Annotated in this window: 14 protein-coding genes, 1 tRNA gene and 2 pseudogenes; 10 read left to right on the top strand and 7 right to left on the bottom strand. The window is 67.2% G+C overall.

Translation table 11 applies throughout. The features are described 5' to 3' along the window. Positions 1 to 373: 373 nt before the first annotated feature. Positions 374 to 1,171: a transposase family protein gene (locus tag KPL57_RS13575; protein ID WP_226351139.1), complete on the bottom strand. Its 798-nt coding sequence runs from the start codon at positions 1,169 to 1,171 to the stop codon at positions 374 to 376. 120 nt (positions 1,172 to 1,291) lie between these two features. Here KPL57_RS13575 and KPL57_RS13570 point away from each other — a divergent pair. The 3 genes and pseudogenes from KPL57_RS13570 to KPL57_RS13560 all read left to right on the top strand — a co-directional run. Next, a pseudogene (locus KPL57_RS13570) lies at positions 1,292 to 1,852 on the top strand (transposase); the annotation flags it as partial. A gap of 118 nt (positions 1,853 to 1,970) precedes the next feature. Beyond that, positions 1,971 to 3,365, top strand: a complete 1,395-nt coding sequence (locus KPL57_RS13565) for a GntP family permease (protein WP_226351881.1) — start codon at positions 1,971 to 1,973, stop codon at positions 3,363 to 3,365. Positions 3,366 to 3,484: 119 nt separating this feature from the next. Beyond that, positions 3,485 to 3,558 (top strand) — tRNA-Leu (locus KPL57_RS13560). 99 nt (positions 3,559 to 3,657) lie between these two features. On the opposite strand, the gene KPL57_RS13555 is transcribed toward KPL57_RS13560, so the two are convergent. Then, complete coding sequence (locus KPL57_RS13555) at positions 3,658 to 4,881, bottom strand: ISAs1 family transposase (RefSeq protein ID WP_226351754.1); 1,224 nt, start codon at positions 4,879 to 4,881, stop codon at positions 3,658 to 3,660. Between the two features lie 346 nt (positions 4,882 to 5,227). Next, positions 5,228 to 6,457, bottom strand: coding sequence for an IS110 family transposase (locus tag KPL57_RS13550; protein ID WP_226351880.1), 1,230 nt, complete (start codon positions 6,455 to 6,457; stop codon positions 5,228 to 5,230). A gap of 224 nt (positions 6,458 to 6,681) precedes the next feature. Between KPL57_RS13550 and KPL57_RS13545 the strand changes: the two genes are divergently transcribed. Both KPL57_RS13545 and KPL57_RS13540 read left to right on the top strand, forming a co-directional pair. Continuing rightward, complete coding sequence (locus KPL57_RS13545) at positions 6,682 to 7,398, top strand: ParA family protein (RefSeq protein ID WP_226351879.1); 717 nt, start codon at positions 6,682 to 6,684, stop codon at positions 7,396 to 7,398. 3 nt (positions 7,399 to 7,401) lie between these two features. Beyond that, positions 7,402 to 8,367 (top strand): ParB/RepB/Spo0J family partition protein, encoded by a 966-nt coding sequence (locus KPL57_RS13540; protein ID WP_226351878.1) that lies wholly within the window; start codon positions 7,402 to 7,404, stop codon positions 8,365 to 8,367. Between the two features lie 8 nt (positions 8,368 to 8,375). On the opposite strand, the gene KPL57_RS13535 is transcribed toward KPL57_RS13540, so the two are convergent. Both KPL57_RS13535 and KPL57_RS13530 read right to left on the bottom strand, forming a co-directional pair. Continuing rightward, a protein-coding gene (locus KPL57_RS13535) for an IS5 family transposase (RefSeq protein WP_226351970.1) occupies positions 8,376 to 9,187 on the bottom strand; the annotation gives its coding sequence in 2 pieces (ribosomal slippage) (positions 8,376 to 8,845 and positions 8,845 to 9,187; 813 coding nt in all). A gap of 228 nt (positions 9,188 to 9,415) precedes the next feature. Continuing rightward, positions 9,416 to 10,018, bottom strand: a complete 603-nt coding sequence (locus KPL57_RS13530; RefSeq protein ID WP_226351877.1) for a DUF3631 domain-containing protein — start codon at positions 10,016 to 10,018, stop codon at positions 9,416 to 9,418. A 118-nt stretch (positions 10,019 to 10,136) separates the two neighbouring features. Here KPL57_RS13530 and KPL57_RS13525 point away from each other — a divergent pair, with 118 nt between their 5' ends. Beyond that, positions 10,137 to 11,813, top strand: coding sequence for an IS1634 family transposase (locus KPL57_RS13525; RefSeq protein WP_226350710.1), 1,677 nt, complete (start codon positions 10,137 to 10,139; stop codon positions 11,811 to 11,813). Positions 11,814 to 12,303: 490 nt separating this feature from the next. Beyond that, positions 12,304 to 13,213 (top strand): annotated as a pseudogene (locus KPL57_RS13520) (IS5 family transposase); the annotation flags it as partial. Positions 13,214 to 13,401: 188 nt separating this feature from the next. On the opposite strand, the gene KPL57_RS13515 reads toward KPL57_RS13520, so the two are convergent. Together KPL57_RS13515 and KPL57_RS13510 are read right to left on the bottom strand one after the other, a co-directional pair. Beyond that, complete coding sequence (locus KPL57_RS13515; RefSeq protein WP_226351875.1) at positions 13,402 to 13,659, bottom strand: hypothetical protein; 258 nt, start codon at positions 13,657 to 13,659, stop codon at positions 13,402 to 13,404. Continuing rightward, the gene (locus KPL57_RS13510; protein WP_226351874.1) at positions 13,656 to 14,261 is read right to left on the bottom strand and encodes a hypothetical protein; all 606 of its coding nucleotides are present in this window, start codon (positions 14,259 to 14,261) and stop codon (positions 13,656 to 13,658) included. The genes KPL57_RS13515 and KPL57_RS13510 overlap by 4 nt, the downstream gene beginning before the upstream one ends. A 1,622-nt stretch (positions 14,262 to 15,883) precedes the next feature. Here KPL57_RS13510 and KPL57_RS13505 point away from each other — a divergent pair. Genes KPL57_RS13505 through KPL57_RS13495 form a run of 3 tightly spaced genes read left to right on the top strand, consistent with a single transcriptional unit; the run spans position 15,884 to position 19,769 of the window. Then, the gene (locus KPL57_RS13505; RefSeq protein WP_226351873.1) at positions 15,884 to 16,183 is read left to right on the top strand and encodes a hypothetical protein; all 300 of its coding nucleotides are present in this window, start codon (positions 15,884 to 15,886) and stop codon (positions 16,181 to 16,183) included. Further along, a complete protein-coding gene (locus KPL57_RS13500; protein WP_226351872.1) occupies positions 16,180 to 17,439 on the top strand; it encodes a hypothetical protein in 1,260 nt (419 codons plus the stop codon). Before KPL57_RS13505 ends, KPL57_RS13500 begins: the two co-directional genes overlap by 4 nt. Further along, complete coding sequence (locus tag KPL57_RS13495; RefSeq protein WP_226351871.1) at positions 17,436 to 19,769, top strand: FtsK/SpoIIIE domain-containing protein; 2,334 nt, start codon at positions 17,436 to 17,438, stop codon at positions 19,767 to 19,769. The genes KPL57_RS13500 and KPL57_RS13495 overlap by 4 nt, the downstream gene beginning before the upstream one ends. Positions 19,770 to 19,902: the final 133 nt, after the last annotated feature.

Below are 19,902 nucleotides of genomic sequence, written 5' to 3'. Positions count from 1 at the left end.
AATAAGCCTCAATCGATTCTCCTTTTTAGGGGGGCCGTCGTGGTAGTCGAAGAGGCTATTTGATCGCCCCGTCGGGAGGTGCCCTGGTGCTCCGCTCGGAGGCGGCGGCGAGGCCGGCGGGCGACCTTGACGATGGCCGCGTCCGTTCGTCACCGGAGCGCGCTGATGAGGCTGTGTGCTCTGACCTCTGGCGCGGGCAGCACTTGACCCCGTCGCGCCGACCGTGAGATTGTTAGCTGGCACTAAAACTGCAAGGCACTTACATGTGATCAACGAGCCCTGCCGGGGAGACGACCCCGCCAGGGCTCTGCAAGCAGCCACCTACACAGAGGAGGCGACCTGCAATGAGCCTTTCCCAACCTGTTTGTGCTGGTCAGGCGGTGGTGATCATGAGGGTCTGGATCGCTGCGACGAGCTGAGCAGCCTGGGAGGGGCTGGAGCGGATCTTGCGGAGGATCTTCCAGTTCTTCAGCTCGGCGTTGACCCGCTCACCCGGTGCCCGCCGTCGGGCGTGAGCGGCGTTGACGGCCTTCTGATTCGCTGACAGGGGCCGGTACCGGCCGGTGTCGAGATCGCGGCGTCGGCGTCGGTGCGGGACGGTGATCGCGGGACCGCCGCCCTGGTAGGCGGTGTCAGCGACCGCCCGCACCCCGGTGGTGTTGACCGCGTCGATGATCCCGTGGATCCGGGCAGCGCCCATGTCGTGCCGTGCCCCCGGTAGCGGCGGGGAGATCCACACCAGCCGACCCGCGGGGTCGGCGATGACCTGCACATTCAGCCCGTGACACTTGTGCTTCCCGCTATAGAACGCCCGGTCATAGCCCGAGCCCATGCCGACCCGGTCGATACGCAGCAGCGTCCCGTCCAGGATCACGAACGCCTTCCCGGCCGCGACCGTGATGGCCTGCTCCAGGGTCGGCGCGAGCGCAGCGAGCAGCCCGATCGCCTCGGCGACATACCGGGACACCGTGGACTTCCCGACTCTGAATCCGCTGGCCAGGTCGGTGTAGGTCTCGCCCTTACGTAGGTGCGCGAGCACGAGCAGGGCTTGGCGGGCCGGGGTCAGGAGCCGCCACCGGGTCCCGATCCGGCGACGATGTCCGCGCAGCAGCCCGGCCAGGACACGAACCGTGCGAGTGGACATCGACATCCCGGATGGGTAGGACAACACGCGGGGCTCCTCGGTAGGCGGTGGCGCGACAGCTATCCGTCTACCAGGAGCCCCACCCATCTCACGACAAGCCACGCACCTCACACCCCTGACCAGCACAAACAGGTTGGGAAAGGCTCCGTGCTCGCGGTCGCTGACGGCGCGCTCGGGTTCTGGGGCGCGCTGCGCGAGGTGTTCCCGCAGACCCGCGAGCAGCGCTGCTGGGTCCACAAGACCGCCAATGTCCTTGCCGCGCTGCCGAAGTCAGCGCATCCGGGGGCGAAGAAGGCGCTGACCGAGATCTGGAACGCCGAGGACAAGCGCAGAGCCCTCGACGCCGTGGCCCGCTTCGAGGCCGCCTACCGGGCGAAGTTCGGCAAGGCCGTCACGAAGATCGGTGACGACCTCGACGAACTGCTCGCCTTCTACGACTTCCCCGCCGAACACTGGCAACACCTACGCACCACGAACCCGATCGAGTCCACGTTCGCGACGGTCCGCCACCGCACCCGGGTCACCCGCGGGCCCGGGTCACGCGCGGCCGGACTGGCGATGGCGTTCAAGCTCATCGAGGCCGCCCAGAACCGATGGCGCGCCGTGAACGGACCGCACCTGGTCGCCCTCGTCCGAGCCGGAGCCCGATTCGACGCCGGCCGCCTCGTCGAACGACCCGATGCCCGCACCCACACCGAAGCCGCCTAAAAGATCTTCATCCACAGGTCTTGACGATTGCTCGTTCTGCGGCAGGATGCGGCGATAGCATCTGATCTCTGTTTCCGAATATCAGGTGCTCCTACTTACATGCGGGCAGGGGGCGTGGGTGGAGAACTGGGTCTCACCGTTGAGTACCGGTGTCTTGTTGGGGATCGCTGCGGGTGCGATCGCAGCTCTGCTGGTTGCGATCATCCGGTTCAAGGTGCATCCGCTGCTTGCGTTGATCATCGTGTCCGCGGGGACGGCGTTCGCCACTCAGATCCCGGCGGGTGAGGTCCTCGACGTCCTGGTCGACGGGTTTGGGTCGACACTCGGTGAGGTCGCCTTGTTGGTCGGGCTCGGCGCGATGTTCGGGCGGCTCGCGGAGACCAGCGGTGCGGCTCGGGCGTTGTCGGATGCTCTGGTGGCTCGGTTCACCGACCGGCGGGCTCCGTTGGCGTTGGGTGTGGTGTCGCTGCTGTTCGGGTTCCCGATCTTCTTCGATGCCGCGTTCATGGTGATGCTGCCGATCATCTTCACGATCGCTCGCCGGGTTGGGGGCGGTGTCCTGATCCACGCTCTGCCCGCTGCTGCGGCGCTGTCCACGGTGCATGTGTTCCTGCCGCCGCATCCGGGTGCGGTCGCGGCGACTGTGTTGCTCGGTGCGGATGTCGGGCTGGTGATCCTGATCGGGGTCGTGGTCGCTGTTCCGACCTGGTACCTCGGCGCGTACCTCTACAGCGTGTGGATCGGCCGGCGGATCGTGTTGCCGGTCCCGGACCTGCTGACCGGTGGCCCGATGATCGACGATGACACCGTCGCGCCGCCGCCCCGGCCGGGGACCGTTGTCGCGCTGCTGTTGCTCCCACTTGTGTTGATCTTCGCGAACACCACGGTCTCGACCCTGGGCAAGACCGGCGCCATCGATCACGCCGCGGCGTGGGCGGAGATCGTGATGTTCATCGGGTCGACCCCGATCGCTCTGCTGATCACTGTGCTCGTTGCTAGTTGTGTGCTCGGCACCGGCCGCGGCCAGTCTGCGGCGGTGGTCGAGGATCTGCTCGACAACGCCCTGAAGCCGATCGCGTCGGTCGTGTTCATCACCGGTGCGGGGGGCATGTTCGGGGCGGTTCTGATCGCCAGCGGTATCGGTGACGCGCTCGCCGGGACCCTGGGCGCGACGGGTCTGCCAGTGATCGTGTCGGTGTTCGTGGTCTCGGCGATCCTGCGGATCGCGCTCGGCACTGCGACCGTCACGATCACCACCGCTGCCGGGCTACTCGGTGCCTCTGTCGTTGCGGCCGGGCTCGGGCCGGTGCAGACTGTCGCGGTCGTGCTGGCACTTGCCGCCGGGTCGTCGATCTTCCCGCATGTCAACGACGCCAGTTTCTGGATGATCGGGCGCCTGCTCGGCATGGACGTCCCGACCACGTTCCGTACCTGGAGCGTGATCAAAACCCTGATCTCGCTGGTCGGGTTCGCCCTGTCCTGCGTGGTGTTCGCTCTCGGCGCACTCACCTGACCGACGATCGAGTCCGCCTCACCGTGTGTCACGACACCGAGGACTCCCCGGCCAGAAACACCGTTCCTGGGACAGGCCCCTGTTTCTAGACTAGGATCGCGGGTCGTGGCGTGGGGGCGGCCCCCGTAGCCCAATGGTAGAGGCAGGCCTCTTAAAAGGGTCACCGGTGTCGGTTCGACTCCGACCGGGGGCACCGTCGGGGTGCTGCGCGGATGTCATTCTGGCCGGTTGTCTTGTCGGGCCGTCGCGGTGGCGCGACCGGTTTCAGGGGTGCAGGGCCCCGGCAAAGTCGCTAGATGATCTTGTAGGTGGTCAGTGGTCGATGGGGGTCGCGGGCGTGGTGGCGGAGTGCTGCGGCGATGTTGCTGACGCCGTGCAGGCGTAGCGCGGTGATCGCGAGGTTCCGCAACGCCGACATGACCTGCGGGGCGTGACCGGTGTGGGCGGTGGCGCGGTCTTCGTCGAAGCAGACATCACGGACCCAGTGCAGGCGATTCTCGATCGACCAGTGCCCACGGATCCAGCGGGCGAGCAGTCCTGGATCGGCGTCGGTGCTGGTCAGGCTGGTGATCGCGTAGGCGGTCTCGGTTCTCCACTTCCCGCCAGGCCGCAGTGGGCGACGCCGGCGCACCAGCTTGATCGCCTGGGATGCGTGGGGGAAGAACTCTGCGCCCAGGTCGGGACAGGGGTGCAGGCTGACCACGCTGATCGTGCGGGTCTCGACGCGGCCGTGCCCACGCCCGCGTTGACGATCAGCGACGCCGATCTGGGTCCAGGGCAGCGCCCGTACCCGTGCCAGCAGCGTGGGCTGGTTCGCTTTGATCGTCATCAGGTAGTGCCCGCCGCGGCGGTGTAGGTAGTCGGCGTGGGCTCGCTGGGTGTGCAGAGCGTCCGCGGTGACCAGTACATCGTCGAGGTCGAGGGGGTCGAGCAGCGCGGTGAACGCGGTGATCTCGCTGCCCTTCTCTGCGACCTGAACCTGGCCGAGCACGCCACCGCTGGTCTGGTCGAGCACCGACACCAGATGCGGAAGCCAGACCCTGCCGTCGGCGGCACGGACGCGGGCGCCGCGCAGGGTCTTGCCGTCCAAGGCCAGCACGCGACGCTGTTCCCGCCGGGGTGTGCCCTCCGCCGCCGGCTGGGCGCTGAGCTGGGGCAACACCCAGGACTGCAACGCCGCCTCCAGCGCCGAGGCGTCGACCCGTTGCAGGACCCGGCGGATGGTCGACTCGTGCGGAGCGACCGCGCCCACCCCGAGCACGTCCAGCACGGCGCGGCCGACGTCATGGGCGTACTCGGCGATCGCGGTGAACGACCGGGCCCCCGCCAACACCGCGCACGCCCCCAGTAGCAACACCGCGAGGACACCGTGGCGGACACCGCGTGGTTTCCGCGGGTCCGGCACTCGCGACAGGGCCTCCACCAGCGACAACCCCGCCGCCTCACCGACCGGCGCGGCTCTCCCCGCGTCAGGACCGACCTCCAGGCCTTCCAGAGCAGCAACGATCGGAGACACTGACACTGCGGACACAGGCTTCCTGACGTGAGCAAGGATTCGACACCCTCATGATCACGCCAAGCCTGTGTCCGCACCCACCCCGCACGTCACCGCAGCTCAGGACCCACCCATCACGACTTTGCCGGGGCCCTGTGCCACTACCGGCGCCGCGGCCAGCACCCACCAGCATAGTGAAACGCCGTTGCAGTACTACTCCATGGCCAGAATAGAACAAATGTTCGATACACGACGCGCGGAGTACGCGCCCTTCGCAGCGAGTCGGCACAGGTCTGAGAGCATGTGGCTATCCGAAGTACCACCAGACCTTGGTGGGAAGCAGACGGAGGGAATCCGAATGACCGTGTCAAGCCGCGATAGCGGGTTGTGGTGCGGTGATGGTGAACATCCTTCGGTCACGCAGCAGGGCCCACAGGACGTCGACCAGGCGTCTGGCCAGGGCGAGCAGAGCTTGGGTGTGCAGTATTCTTTCGCTGCGTTTGCGCTGGTAGAAGGCCCGGGATGGGCCGCCGACCTTGAGGCTGGACAGTGCGGCCATGTAGAATGCTCGCCGCAGACGGCGGTTGTAGCGTCGTGGGCGGCGCAGGTTCCCGCTGATCCGGCCGGAGTCCTGGGGCACCGGGACGAGTCCGGCGTAGAAGGCCAGCCGTCCTGGGGTGGCGAATCCGCCCAGTTCAGGGCCGACACCGCCGTGGGTGGCGGTGAGGAATTCCGCGCCCAGGATAGGGCCGAGGCCGGGAAGCGACTCGATGATCGCCGCGTCCGGGTGGGAGCGGAACACAGTGGTGATCAGCTTGTCGGTGTCCTTGATCTCCCGGTCGAGTTCCAGCAGTCGTCGGGCCAGGCCGGCAACAAGGATCGCGGTCCGTGTCTCGCTGGGCAGGGCCACGGTCTGGGCGTGGGCGACCTCGATCGCGGTGGCGGCCATCGCAGCGATACCTGGTGCCCAGGCCCGATGGTCACGCAGGTACTCGATCACCGTGGCCTCGCCGGCGTCGCGGAGCGCCTGCGGTGTCTGGAACCCGGTGACCAGCACCAGAGCGCTGCGGGTGGAGTAGTCGAACGCCGCCTCGAGACCGGGAAAGATCGACCCGAGCAGGTCACGCAGCCGGTTGACCCCGCGTACCCAGTCGGCCATCAGGTCCTCGCGATGGGCCACGAGCCGGGCCAGCTCGGCGGTGGTCTCATCAGTGGCGGTGACCGTGGTGAGGTCCTCGCCGCGCATGCGGGCGGTCTCGGCGATGACCTTCGCGGCGCGGACGTCGGTCTTGGCCTCGCCCCGGAACACGCCGCTCATCCGATCGACGACCCGACCGGGGACATAGACCACCTGCTGGTCGGCCGAGGTGAGGACCACCTGCAGCAGCGCCGCATAGCTGCAGGTCAGGTCAATGGCCCAGCGCACGTCCCGGGCTGCTTCCGCGGCGCGGACCAGCAACGCCTCGATCGCGGCCTGGTCGTTGCTGACTTTGCGGGAGAACACCACCTTGCCGTCGGTGTCGATCGCGCATGCATGGTGTCTCCTCTTCCCGACATCGATCCCGATCCCGATCCAGATCACTGGCTGTCGCGCCACGCACAGGCTCCTGTTGTTGCAGGTCACGCCCGTGGACAACCCGCCATCAGGTCCCTAATCAGCGACGGTCCGCACAGATCCGAATCAGTGGTCAGGCCTGTCCAGCACGACAGGGCGGCTATTCCTTCCGAGCCACCACACGACAGCCAGCGATCAGCCACACCCCACCGCTCTGGGCATCCGGGGCACCAACCCCGAACAACATCAACCTTAGGGAACACCTCATGGCCGGCGTGCACGTAGTTGCGAATCAGAAGGGTGGCGTCGGCAAGACGACGGTCACCGTCAATCTGGCGGCCGTAGTAGCCGACACCTTGGGCGGCACAGCGGACTCATCGCCGGTCCTGGGAGTGTCGACCGACCCTCAGGCGTCAATGCTTGAGTGGGCAGAGCGAGCAGGCAACGAACTGCCTTTCGATTTCGAGCAGTGCCACGACAACCCGAAACTGCTCGGCAAGCTCCGCGAGATCAAGCAGTACTCACACATCTTCGTGGACACGCCTGGAAGCCTGGAGAATGAGTCCATTCTGCAGGCCGTCCTCACGCAGGCAGATGACGTCATCGTCCCGCTCGAGCCTGAGCCTTTGTCATTCAATCCTGCGACGCGTTCGATCGAGCGGGTAATCCAGCCGGCAGGAGTCCCGTGGAGGGTTCTGCTCAACAACTGGGATCCGCGTGACGGGACCGCCGACCTGGAGCAGACCCGCGAGTACATCGCCGCGAAAAGGTGGCCGGCCTTCAACACTGTCATCCGGCACTACAAGCTGCACACGCGCGCGCCCGCCGACGGCGTCACCGTGGTTCAGTACGCCAAGAACCGGGTGGCGCTCGAGGCTCGGCAGGACTTCTTCCGGCTTGCGCTCGAGGTTCTCGGAACAGGAGGAGACGGGCCACGGCACGCCAGCGCTGTAAACGGCGTTTCCTCTACGAACGGGGGCTGATCGATGGGGAAGCGCATCAACCTGGCAGAGCTCGCGAAGGAGGAGGTTGGCGACAGCTACACGGCCGCGGCCCCGGAGGCAGCGGTCAGGGAACAGGCAGCTCCCCAGGCGAAGGAGACGGCTGAGACACCTCCGGCTGCTCAGGACGCGCCCAGTGGGCCTACCAGCTTGCTGCTTCCTGTCGAGGACATCGTCTTCAACCCGCTGAACCAGCGCTCGGCTAACGACGACGAGGGCAGCGAGTTCTACGAGCTGGTCTCGACGATCGGGGCGCACGGCATCCTGCAGCCCATCGTCGTCTGCTCAACCGCTGCGTTCGCGAGCCGCTACCCAGACCAGCACGCGTCGGCCGAGAAGGCGCGTTGGGTTGCGCTGATTGGGAACCGCCGTCTGCGCGCAGCGATGGTGGCCGGCCTCCAAAACATCCCGGCTGTCGTCAACGATGAGCGCGTCGCGTCGATGTACGAGGTCATGCTCGTAGAGAACAGCCACCGGAAAGCGCTCGGGCCGCTGCACGAGGCCGAGGCCATGCGCCGGCTCGTCGAGGAGACCGGCACCACGCAGCGAGCCCTGGCATCCCGTATCGGTCGAACTCCGATGTACGTGAGCCAGCGGATGGCTCTGCTCGGCCTCGTCCCGGCGTTGCGCGAGGCACTAGAGGATGGGTCCCTCAAGGTCGAGCAAGCGCGACAGTTCGGCACGCTGTCTCAGCAAGAGCAGGAGGCAATCGTTGCCGCCGGACCTCCGTACCGGCGACAGCCAGTTGGTGGTCTGACCAACCCAGGTCCTGCCCCGCGCCGAACACGACGGAGCATCGCCGTCTCGAGCCCGGCCCGCGCAGCGGCATCGATCCGCGAAGTCTTCACCGAGACAGAGCGTGCGGAGCTCGTACGCCTGCTGCTCGAGCAGCCTCCTCCTGAGGGTCGATCGATGGTCATGGATGCAGGGGACGAAGAGGCAACGTCTTAGAGGTCGTTTCAGAATGACTTCGTGAGCTCTCGGTGGCAGATCAGGGCGCAGGCGAGGTGGAGTAGGCCGAGGTGGATGTCGGCTCGGCGCTCGTAACGGGTTCGGAGTCGCTTGAAGGCGTGGAGCCAGGCGAAGCCGCGTTCGATGACCCAGCGGTGTTTCCCGAGGCCGGAGCCGTGGCCGCGGCGGCGGCGGGCCAGGTGCGGGCGGATACCGAGTGCACGGAGGCGTCGGCGGTGTGGCTGGGAGTCATAGCCCCGGTCCCCGTAGAGCGTCCCGGGTCGTCGGCGGGGCCGGCCACGACGACCCCGGATCGGTGGGATCGCCTCCACCAGCGGTAACAGCTGAGTGATGTCGTGCCGGTTTCCCCCGGTCAGCTTCACCGCGAGAGGCAGGCCGTGGGCCTCGACGATCAGGTGATGCTTGGAGCCGGGATGGCCACGGTTGACCGGCGACGGCCCGACAAGAGCCCCCCTTTGAGCGCGTGGACATGTGAGGAGTCCACCGCGCACCGATTCAGATCAAGCTCGCCGGCCGCGCGGAGCTCGGCGAGGAGCAACTCGTGCAGCCCCGGCCACACCCCGGCCTCGGTCCAGTCCCGCAACCTGCGCCAGCACGTCACCCCCGACACCCCGAACGCCGCGGTCGGGAGATCCCGCCACGCGATCCCGGTCTTGAGCACGTACACGATCCCGACCAACGCGACCCGGTCTTCCACCGGCCGCCGACCCGGGAACCGGAACCGCCGCGGCGGCCGGACCGGCAGCAACGGCTCCACCCGCACCCACAACGAGTCCGGAACAAGATCAGCAACTACCACGCCGAGAGCCTGCCCCAGCTCGACCGACGTCCACAACAGACACACCGACCTCGTTCTGAAACGACCTCTAAGCCTCCTAAATGGAGGCGGATCGACAGGTCAGAACCTAAGTTGATCTTAGGAGGCTTGAAACGCTTAGGAGGCTTAAGCCTCCTAAGCAATGACAACGAAGCGCTGATGGGTCATGCTCCGGCTGATCGGAGCATGACCCATCAGCGCGCTGACCAGCTACAACGATGAATCGAGAGGCAGTTCTACCCGGTCGTTGCTGTCCGTGACCAAATCGGGCGTGTATCGCCGCCAAGCGTCGGTGAACGCCGCGCGGCGGTAGCCCTTGGTCTGGCCGAAGCCGGGGAAAGTGATTCTTTCGGAAGAGATGTCGTACTCAGCCAGAAGTTTCCCGAGGCGCATGGCGGTGAGTCCTTCGCCGCGTGGTCCGTAGTCGGCCCACGGGGCCTCGGGATCGGCGCGGAGCTGCTGGAGGAGCCGCATCGTCGGCAACGCCTGCTCGTCACCGAACGCCGCGTGGCAGTCGGCGAGCAGTCGGATGCGTTCGGAGCGGTCGTCCCCGTCGTCCTCGTCCTGTAACGCGAGGATCGCGGCGCGGGCGCGGTCGGGCCAGTGGCCTCCGGCGTGGTCGGCGACCGCGATGAGTGGTTCCCAGGTGTCGGCTGCGCGGTCCTCGACGGGCATGGCTGGTTCGGCGGCTTCGAGTGCGGTGAGGTCGTCGCGGAGCCAGCCGTGCAGCTGCTCAGCGAGCTTCTGAAGCTTCGGCCGGTCTCTCCGGTGCCTGTAGGGCTCGACGTGTTCTCCGGGGGCTCTGCGGCGCATCTGGACCTGACTTTGGTCACCCGAGCCTGGTTTCGCAGCTTGTACTGCGCTGAGCTGCGGTGATGTGTTTGCGCGGGAGCGGTGTGAGGCACTAATTCGGTGCTCTACGCTCGGTCAGGTGGCGTGGGTGAGGCGGGTACGGACGGCCTCCGGGGCGACCGCGGTCCAGATCGCCGAGTCCGTGCAGGGCCATCGACGGATCGTGGCCCATGTCGGGTCAGCGCACACCGAGGCCGAGCTGGGCCTGCTGGTCGAGCAGGCCCGTGGGCTGATCGACGACGCTGCACAGCAGGCCCTGGATCTGGGCGTCGCGCCGTCACCCCGGCGGGCCGAGCTGATCGCGCCCACCGCGGCCGGCGGTGCCACGCAGGAGGGGCTGTTCGGCCAGATGCCGCGGCGCGCCCCGAGCACCACAACCCGGCGGGTGGGTGCGCCGCAGGTGATCACGACCGGGTCGCGGGTGCTGTTCGACATCCTCGCCGAGGTCTACGCGGGCCTCGGGTTCGCAGAGGTCGCTGATGACACGTTCCGCGACCTGGTGATCGCCCGGATCGTCGAGCCCACGTCCATCCTGGACACCGGTCGGGTGCTGGCCGGTCTGGGCGTCACCGCGGCGAGCGAAAAGACGATGCGCCGCACCCTGCTGCGCTGCACCGGGCGCAGCTACCGCGACGAGATCGCGAGGGCCTGCTTCACCCACGCCCGTGGCAGTGGGGATGTGTCGTTGTGTCTCTACGACGTCACCACCCTCTACTTCGAGGCGGAGAAGGAGGACGACCTGCGCAAGGTCGGGTTCTCCAAGGAACGCCGGGTCGACCCGCAGGTCGTCGTCGGGCTGCTGGTCGATCGCGCAGGGTTCCCCCTCGAGATCGGCTGTTTCGAGGGCAACAAGACCGAGACCGCGACGATCCTGCCGATCATCGAGGCCTTCCGGGCCCGACACCAGCTGCCGGTCGAGCCGGGCGGGATGGTCGTGGTCGCCGACGCAGGGATGCTCTCGGCCGCGAACCTGCGCGACCTCGACGAGGCCGGCCTGCGGTTCATCGTCGGCTCCCGACTCACCAAGGCCCCGGTTGACCTGGAGTCGCACTTCCACTGGCACGGCGACGCCTTCGTCGACGGGCAGATCATCGACACCCTCACACCACGCGACCGCCGCACCGGGCGCAGCGAGAACAGCCCGAAGGTCAAGGCCGAGCCCGTCTGGAACCCCAACCAGCATCCGGGATCCTGGCGGGCGGTCTGGGCCTACTCCACGAAGCGGGCCGTCCGGGACCGGCGCACGTTGACCCTGCAGGAGAACCGGGCCCGCGAGGTCATCGCCGGCGAGAAGCCCGCGCGCACACCGCGGTTCGTCAAGGTCACCAACGGCTCCCGCGCCCTGGACGAGGCCTCCTTGGCTCGGGCATACCGGTTGGTCGGGTTGAAGGGCTACGTGACCAACATCCCGGCCGGCGGCGCAGCGGCCGGGGAGATCATCGGCGACTACCACGACCTCTGGCACGTCGAGCAGTCCTTCCGGATGAGCAAAACCGACCTACGCGCCCGCCCGATGTTCCACCACCAACGCCAGTCCATCGAAGCGCACCTGACCATCGTGTTCACCGCCCTCGCAGTCGCCCGCGAGATCCAGAACCGCACCGGGCTCACCATCCGCAACGTCGTCCGCCAGCTCCGACCACTGCGCTCGGCCACCATCGCCATCAACGGCACCCAGCAGACCTTCCCGCCCGCCGTCCCCGCCGACAAACAGGCCCTCCTCGACGCGCTCCGTCAGCCCGCGGCGAAGCACTAAGACAAGTGACCGAAGTCAGGCCAGACGACGACGTCGGAGGCGCCCGCCCGCGTTTTCCTTAAGAAAACGCACATATTGCTGCGCGGTGAACCGGCACCAGGCGGTCGTCGGCAAGCCGACCCGGACCGCACCCCGCCCCCGGCGGGGGAGGACCGGAAGCGGCGCGGCAGCACCACACCAACCGGCTCCGTCCACACACAACCAGCGGCCCGAACCGAAGATCATCAGAGGATGCATAGGTCCTGTCGCCGTTGACCTTCAGTGGCGGAACGCCACCGACTCGGCCCGCCGGGCCGACAGCGCTCGCGCGCTTCGCGCTCGACACCGTCACCCCAAGATCAACAGCGACCACACCTATGCACAGTGCTGTGATCCCGGGACCGGGTGCCGGTCCCGCGCAGACGCGTCACTCCCGCACGCACCCGGCCCGGAGGACCGCCACGGCCCCGCCTGCGGCGGAGCACGCTAGACACTTAGAGCGTGTTTGGAAATGGTGGGTGTGTCGGGATGGTCGACACGGCTGGGGTGCTCCATCGTGGTCGGCATGCAGGAACGACCGCGCCGGTACCCCTCGGACACCAGTGATGCCCAGTGGGTGGTGATCGAGCCGTTGTTACCGCCGCTCGCGCGGCGGGGGCGGCCTGTTGCTCATGCTCGTCGGGACGTGCTGGACGCGATCTTGTATGTCGTGCGGACCGGGTGTGCCTGGCGGGCGTTGCCGGTGGACTTCCCGCCCTGGCAGACCGTCTACTGGTACTTCAACCAGTGGGAACAGCAGAAGGTCACCGAGAAGATCCTCCCGGTCGTGCGGGGGCAGTTACGTATCGCCGAGGGCCGTGATCCGGAGCCGAGTGCGGGGATCATCGATTCCCAGTCGGTCAAGGGCGCCGACACCGTCGGCCAGGACTCCCGCGGCTACGACGCCGGGAAGAAGACAGGCGGACGGAAACGGTTCATCGTGACCGACACCCTCGGTCTGCTGCTGACCACGATGGTGTGCTCGGCCTCGGTACAGGACCGCGACGGCGCCAAGCCGATCCTGCTCAACCTCTACCTGCGCACCAGGGTGCGGTTCGTCTACGCCGACGCCGGCTTCGCCGGGCGACTGCTCGACTGGGCCGCCACGATCCTGCAGACAACGATCGAGATCATCCGCAAGCCACCCGAGCAGCGCGGATTCACCGTCATCCCACGAAGGTGGGTGGTCGAACGGACCCTGGCCTGGCTCACCGCACACCGACGCCTGGCCCGAGACTACGAACGCCACCCCACCACATCCGAAGCCATGATCCGCTGGGCCGCGATCAACACCATCACCCGCCGCATCGCCCGTGGATACCCCGCCACCCGCCAGCAGAAACACACGACACCCTCAACCCACTAGAATTTCCAAACACGCTCTTAGCCCGGCTAACTGGGTAACGCAAAAGACGAGGTCCCGCAGAGCAGGGCGCTGCGCTGAACCGAACAACCCCGGGCTGCCGCGCCGCTTCCGGTCCTCACCCGCCAGGGCGGGCTCCGGGCCGGATCGACTTGCCCACGATGATCGGCGATATAGACTCATGGCGGGCAGGGAACGATCGCCTATTCATCGGCGCTTATCGTCTTCGACGATCCGTCGGGCAATCTCGGCTGCAATTACGCTATCTTTAATGCCCGCACCCGTGATGCTCCGATACTCTTTTGCCGCCTCACTCCATGCGCCATGTCGAGCCAGCTCAATGACAGGATTGAATCTCTCTTCCGAAAAGTAGTCGACTGCGCCTCTTTCGCGAAGGTGTCCGAGAACGAAGTCAGCAGCATCTCGCGCAGCACTGGGCGTCCTAAAGATCCGATACAGCTTCATTTCGCCCACGGAGTCGCGCACCACGCTCCAGCTCCCGCCAAAGAAACTGCCGCCCCGGCAAGACCACCCTTTAACGCGTTCACTCCGACCAAACGCGCCAGCACGTACGCGACGTCTTTCCACTTCTTAGCAGCCATGAGATACGCGAGCTGAGAGCCCCCTTTAGCTGCACCCGCAGTAAGAGCCCCTAGCCCTACAGCATTGAGCACGCATTCGCGATACTGCGGGGAGTCGATCGCATGGTAAGCAATGGGCGCATTGAGCGCTTCCGCCACCTGGGTCAGCTCTCGAAAATCTTTATCGCGAGAAAACGCCGGATTTACCCGCCACCGCCCACCGTCGTTCACAAGCACAACAGAGAATAAATACTCTGCCTCTTCGGCGGCCCGGCGCGCCTCATCCGGACTCAGCGATTCATCCCCAACCGGGGAGACTCCACTAGCTTCAAGGTCTCCGCGTTGACTGGGGGCAGCGACCGAGACGCCTGCCATCACTACCGGAGCTTCGGCCGAAGCGATCCCAGTGGCCGACCCCATCGCAACAGCCACAACCAACACAGTCCCGATAACACGGGACGCGGATGCGAACTTCTTCGTACTCACGACCGCATGCGAACACGCCCCCCCCCACTGGTCAAGAACCACTACCAGAAGCAATCGCGTGAGCACACTCAGCCACTACGGACAGATACGCCCAAACCAGCTCAAACCGCCCACCCTGTCGCAGTCGGTTGACCTTGACCTTTGCCTTTTTTTCAAAGCATGGAACTACGTACTGATGATCATGGCCGCTCCGCGACCCACCGGGCACCACCACCACAGGTCCACCCGCCACGACCGATCGGACCCACCCCAGAAGCGCGTCAATGCCGCTTCTCAGCCGCTTCCAGCCAGTTCAAAGCCCCATCAAAGCCGATCAGCACGTCTCCTCACCCGCCCCCGGCGGCCGTCACAGGGCCACCACCAGCCCCGCACGACAACCCGAGAGCCCCCAAGCCCGAACCCCCGAAGATGATCTATACAAATCCGGGGAAATCCGGGCCAATAATAAGCAAATCCGAGACACAAGACGATCTCCAGCGACAGGGTCGGGCACCGACCCAGACGATGCCCGACCTCTCACGACAGCGCGGCACCGAACCTAACCTCAACCACTCACACCTAACGTCCAGCAAACGCAACAGTCAGCCGCTCCACCCGCCGAAACAGCTCGCCGCACGAATCAACAATCCCACCCCCCAACACTCGCCTGAAATCGCGGAACCAGTCGCGCCAACACCGTGCTCAGCCCCGGACTGGTCCTAGCGCAAAAGGGTCTGCATCCGTAACGCTCACAACCGCAGCCCTCCGGCACCACAAGCAGCAAAAGAGGCGACAAGTAGGTGTCCGGTAACACCTACAGAACACCACAATATATAGCACCAGAAACGCAACCGTGCGCCACCGATAATCGCGGCCGCCGACGCGGCGGCGCCCCAGCCCCCCGATTCGTCACGCAGAGTGAAGTTTCGGGGGATGTCCCGAAACGACCCCCAATCCGTCACAACCCGTCACACCCGTAACAGCAATGCTAACTGTGCAGGTCAGGCGTCGATTTTGGCTGTGACGGATTGAGGGGGTGTGACGGATCAATCCGTCACACCCCCTCAACGAGCCCGGCGCTCACACGGGCCGAAGCTCGCCCTGAACGCAGACTGACCTGCGGAAACAACGACCAGCCGCCTCTCCGAGATCTGCCGTCACGTTCCGTTACCGATCTGGGGTGGCGGGGGAGCGCCGAGCAGAGCCCGCGAGATTCGTCGAGGTTGGTGCTTGACAGCCGAGGACGGGGCGTGTCTTGCTTGGAGGAGCGGTCCCGCCAGCCCGGCGGGGTTGCGGTCACCACCCCGGTTCTTCACGCCGGGGCGGCGACCTAACCGAACAACCTTGACAAGAAGGTGATCGGCTATGGGCCATGCTGCCCTTGGCATTCGTGTGTCTCCACCCCGGTCCGGGGATTTCCTTCTCGATCCACCCGACAGCGACCCTGATCCCGGCGCTGACCAGGGCTTCTCGTGGTGCCCGGACGGTCTGACCGAGCAGGTCATCGACCGCCTCTACGGCGACCTCCTCCACGACTCCGACGCCCCGACCGGGCCGTCTGACGGGGCGCCCGCGGGCCGTCTGCTGACGCTTCCGCCTCGACGGCCTGTGCTTGTTTCGGCTGGTCAGGGTGGTGAAGCGGCATGAACGCGCTGCTTCGTCATGTCGCTACGGCGGTCCGGGACCGGCTGGTCGAGATCGCCGTCGTCGCCGTACTGGCCGGGGCGACGCTGGGCCTGACCTGGTGGTTCACCGCACCGCTCGGCTTCATGACCGGCTGGTGGATCGCCGCTGAGCTGCGCCTCTGGCAGGTCCGCCGAGCCGTCCCGACCTCAACTCCCCGGGGCGAACTGCCCGCCGCAGACGACGCCTCCGACGGCCCTGAGTCGCCCGCTGAGCGGGTTTCAGCTGGTCAGCAGGACAAGGGGAGGGCCGGAGCATGACCACCACGAACCACTCGTGGGCTGCGACCCGGGCGGCCGAGCGGCGTGAAGGCCGCGCTCTGGACGCCCGCCTCGCACGCGAAGCCGCCGACGCCGCCGCACAGCGGCGGATCACCGAGCAGAACGCCCGACGCGACCGCGCCCAGGCCGACCGCGATGCGGCTGAACGGCGCCGGGCCGAGCGGCGTCAGGCCCGCGCCACAGCCCGGGCAGCCGCACGGAATAGAGCCCTGACCTGGGCATCCACCCACGTCGTCGAGTTGCTCATCTACCCGATCGCGCTGCTCTCGTTCGCTCTGGCCGCACCCGCGATGGCCGCCTACGGCACCACCATCTACGGACCCGGCGGCGTGCTGCTGGCCGGGATCACCGAACTCGGCATGTGGGCCTTCGCCCTCGCCATCGTCGCCTCCCGACACCGCACACCGGACCGGCCGGTGGCCGGGTTGCAGGCCGGGGTGGTGCTGTTCTCCCTGGTCGCGGCCTCGATGAACCTCCTCCACGGCCTCGACCAAGGCTGGACCGCCGGTGTCGTCATGGCGGTCGTGTCCATCGCCGGGGTCGCCGCGCACCAACTGACTTTGGCCGGGGCACCGCGTTCCCGGGCTGAGCGCCGGGCGGCACGCCTGTCCGCGCTGGTAGAGGCGAAGACCGACCGAGCACGACGCCTCGCCGTCCGCGACGCGGCAACAGTGATCGACACCGAAGGCACCGCCCAGCTGACCTACCGGCCCGGGACCTACCAGGTCCACCGACGGGCGCTCGCCGCGACCACCGGCCCGGGACGCCACGGCGCCCCGCCCGTGCCGGGCGGCGAGGGCCGCGCCGACGACTGGGACTGGGCACTCGCCGCCCTCGTCGAAGGCGCCGGATGCGTCGGCTCCCGCCTCACCAACGACTACGACTACGACCTCGACTGCCTCGACTCCGGGATCGACTCGCACCTCGACGATGATCATGGAGGCGGTGTCGCCGTCCTCGACCGCCGTGACGAGGAGTCGGGTGGGGAGTCGAGGGCTGACCTGCGACAGTCGACCCACCCAAGATCATCGTCGAGGGGCGGAGTCGACCCCGACCATGATCTTGAAACCGCCTCGACCGGCCGCACCCTCGACGATCTTCGCGGTCTGCTCCGGGCCGCCGTCAACGACGGCCGGGTCGACCCCGGCTCGGCCGAATCCATCCGCCGCACCCTGCGCTGCTCCGCCGCCCGCGCCCGCCAACTCCGCGACGAGACCGCCGGAGGCACGCGATGAACCACCACGACGACCACAACCGCCACGACGGCCAGGAGAAGGGGGCTGGCGGCGCCAGCCCAGCCCACCACGCGTCATCAGGGGACGGGCTGGCGCCGGTCATCACCCTGCACCACCACACCGACACCGGTGCCGAGGCCCCAGTGGTGATCGAGGGCGAGATCGTCGACCACACCTGCGGCCCGCAGACAGACACCGCCTCGACGCCGGGAACCGACGTGGTGGTGTCGCGGCGGGACTTCTACCGCTCCGACCTGCACACCGCAGGCCGGAGCGCCCTCGCCGCCGCCACCCACCCCGTCACCATCGGCGGGACGAAAGCCCTGGTCAGGAACACGTGGTTCGTGTTCTCCGGCGCCGGAGTCCTCATCCAGCGGTGGCGCGACACTCACGGCACCTCCCGGTATGAGCGGCAGATGCGCGCCGCCGAAATCGCCGGCGACCAGGACCGCCTCCTGGAATGGGAGGCCCGCGACACCGCCGAAAAACAGCGGCGTCATGGCCGAGTCATGGACTGGATCAACGCCCCACTCGCCTGGGCCCGCGCCGCTGGGGTCGGCGCGCTGATCGCCCTCGGGATGCTCCTCGGCCTCGGGACCGTCCTCGCGATCGCGGCGAAGGATGTTTCCCTGGTCATCGCCCCGATTGCCGGGGTGATCGACGCCGTGGCCTGGACCGTCACCTTCGTGACCGTCTACGCCACCGTGATCGCCACCCTCGCCGGTGCCGGGGCGGTGCTCGGGTTGTGGGCACTCGGCCGAGCCCGCACCGAAGCACCCACCTGGACCGCACCACCCACCGACAACGAGGACGGCAGCGGGCGGGGCGTGATCGTCGACGAAAGCGCCGTGGTCAACGCCCTACGCAACCTCGGCCTGAGCGCACTGAACACCAAGTTCAAACACGGCTGGACACCCCGCTGGAACCTCCCACCCGTCCACGACGGCAAAGGCTGGCACTGCCAATTCCTGCTACCCGAGGGCGTCACCGTCGAGATGCTCAACAAGCGCAAAGACGTCCTGGCCCACAACCTCCTGAGGTTGCCGGTGGAGGTGTGGCCCACCGAAGCCCGCGACCACCCCGGCATGCTGGACCTGTGGGTCGCCGACCAAGGCTCACTCACCAAACCGGTCGCGCCCTGGCCGCTGCTGCACGAGGGGACCACCGACTACTTCCGTGGTGTCCCCGTCGGCGTCACCCCCCGCGCCGACCTGGTCAACGGACGGCTGTTCGGCACGAACTGGGGCATCGCCGGGATGATGGGCTCCGGCAAATCCACCCTGATCATCAACGTCCTCGCCGGAGCCATCCTCGACCCACTCGTCGAGATCGACATCTACTGCATGGCCCACAACGCCGACTACGACCCCTTCGCCCCCGTCGCCCGGACGCTGTTCGTCTCCGACGACCCCGACGAGGTCCCCACCGTCCTCAACGGCCTCAAACAGCTCATGTCCGAGCTGTCCGAACGCGGACGGAAACTGTCCGCAGCCGGCGAACCCAAGCTCACCCGGGCACTCGCCGCCGCCGACCCGTCCATGCGGCCCCGCGTCGTGGTCATCGACGAGTGCCAGGAACTGTTCGTCTCCGACGTCGGCGACGAAGCCGCCGAGCTGGTCGCCAAGATCGTCGCGAAAGCCCGCAAATACGGGGTGACGTTCCTGTTCGCGACACCAGTCCCCTCGAAAGAGTCCCTGCCTAGAGCGGTGGCGAAGGTCCTGTCCAACCGGGCGTGTTTCGCCATCGCCGATCACCAGGGCAACGACGCCATCCTCGGCACCGGCAAACACACCGCAGGCATCACCGCCACCACCCTGCAACCCATGAGCATCGCCCCCGACGGCACCGTCGACCTCGGAGACCTCGGCACCGCCATGACATCCGGGTTCACCAGCCGGGACGGGCTGATGCGCTGCTTCTACATCCAACGCGGCAACGGCATCGACGAACTCACCCCGATCGTCGAGCGGGCCGTCAAACTCCGCCAGGACGCCGGCCTCGCCACCGGAGCGGCCACCACCCCGGCACCAGCACCCCGCCGGGACCTCCTGGAGGACCTGCTCCACGTCCTCACCGAAGCGGGCGCGAAGCGGATGCGCACCCAGGAAGCACTCGCCCTGCTCGCCGAACTCGACCGCGCCCACTACGGGACCTGGACCTTCGAACGCCTCGCCGACGCACTCCCCGACGGAGCGAAGCCCTACAAGACCGGCGGCACCAAACAAGTCTCCACCGACCGCATCGCAGAAGCCCTCACCGACCGCAACACACCCACCGATCCTGTCACCGACAGTGACGAATCAGGCGAGTGGCCCGACGACCTGAACTGAGGGACCCCCTCAGGGACCCGGGAGGGACCCAGGGAGTTCTCCCTCCCGGGTCCCCACGGGTCCCTCCCCAACCTGACCTGCACTGACAGTCACCCAGGGACCCCAGGGACCCACCCCCTCCAGCACCTCTGAA

The sequence above is a fragment of the Pseudonocardia sp. ICBG601 genome, from assembly GCF_020496245.1.
The sequence above is the reverse complement of the archived record's forward strand: the minus strand, read 5'-3'. Positions and strand labels throughout refer to the sequence as shown.

Excerpts from the sequence above, each read along its gene's own strand:
- KPL57_RS13545 (WP_226351879.1), top strand. The coding sequence starts at position 6,682 with ATGGCCGGCGTGCACGTAGTTGCGAATCAGAAGGGTGGCGTCGGCAAG.
- KPL57_RS13540 (WP_226351878.1), top strand. The coding sequence starts at position 7,402 with ATGGGGAAGCGCATCAACCTGGCAGAGCTCGCGAAGGAGGAGGTTGGC.
- KPL57_RS13530 (WP_226351877.1), bottom strand. The coding sequence starts at position 10,018 with ATGCGCCGCAGAGCCCCCGGAGAACACGTCGAGCCCTACAGGCACCGG.
- KPL57_RS13515 (WP_226351875.1), bottom strand. The coding sequence starts at position 13,659 with ATGAAGCTGTATCGGATCTTTAGGACGCCCAGTGCTGCGCGAGATGCT.
- KPL57_RS13505 (WP_226351873.1), top strand. The coding sequence starts at position 15,884 with ATGAACGCGCTGCTTCGTCATGTCGCTACGGCGGTCCGGGACCGGCTG.
- KPL57_RS13500 (WP_226351872.1), top strand. The coding sequence starts at position 16,180 with ATGACCACCACGAACCACTCGTGGGCTGCGACCCGGGCGGCCGAGCGG.
- KPL57_RS13495 (WP_226351871.1), top strand. The coding sequence starts at position 17,436 with ATGAACCACCACGACGACCACAACCGCCACGACGGCCAGGAGAAGGGG.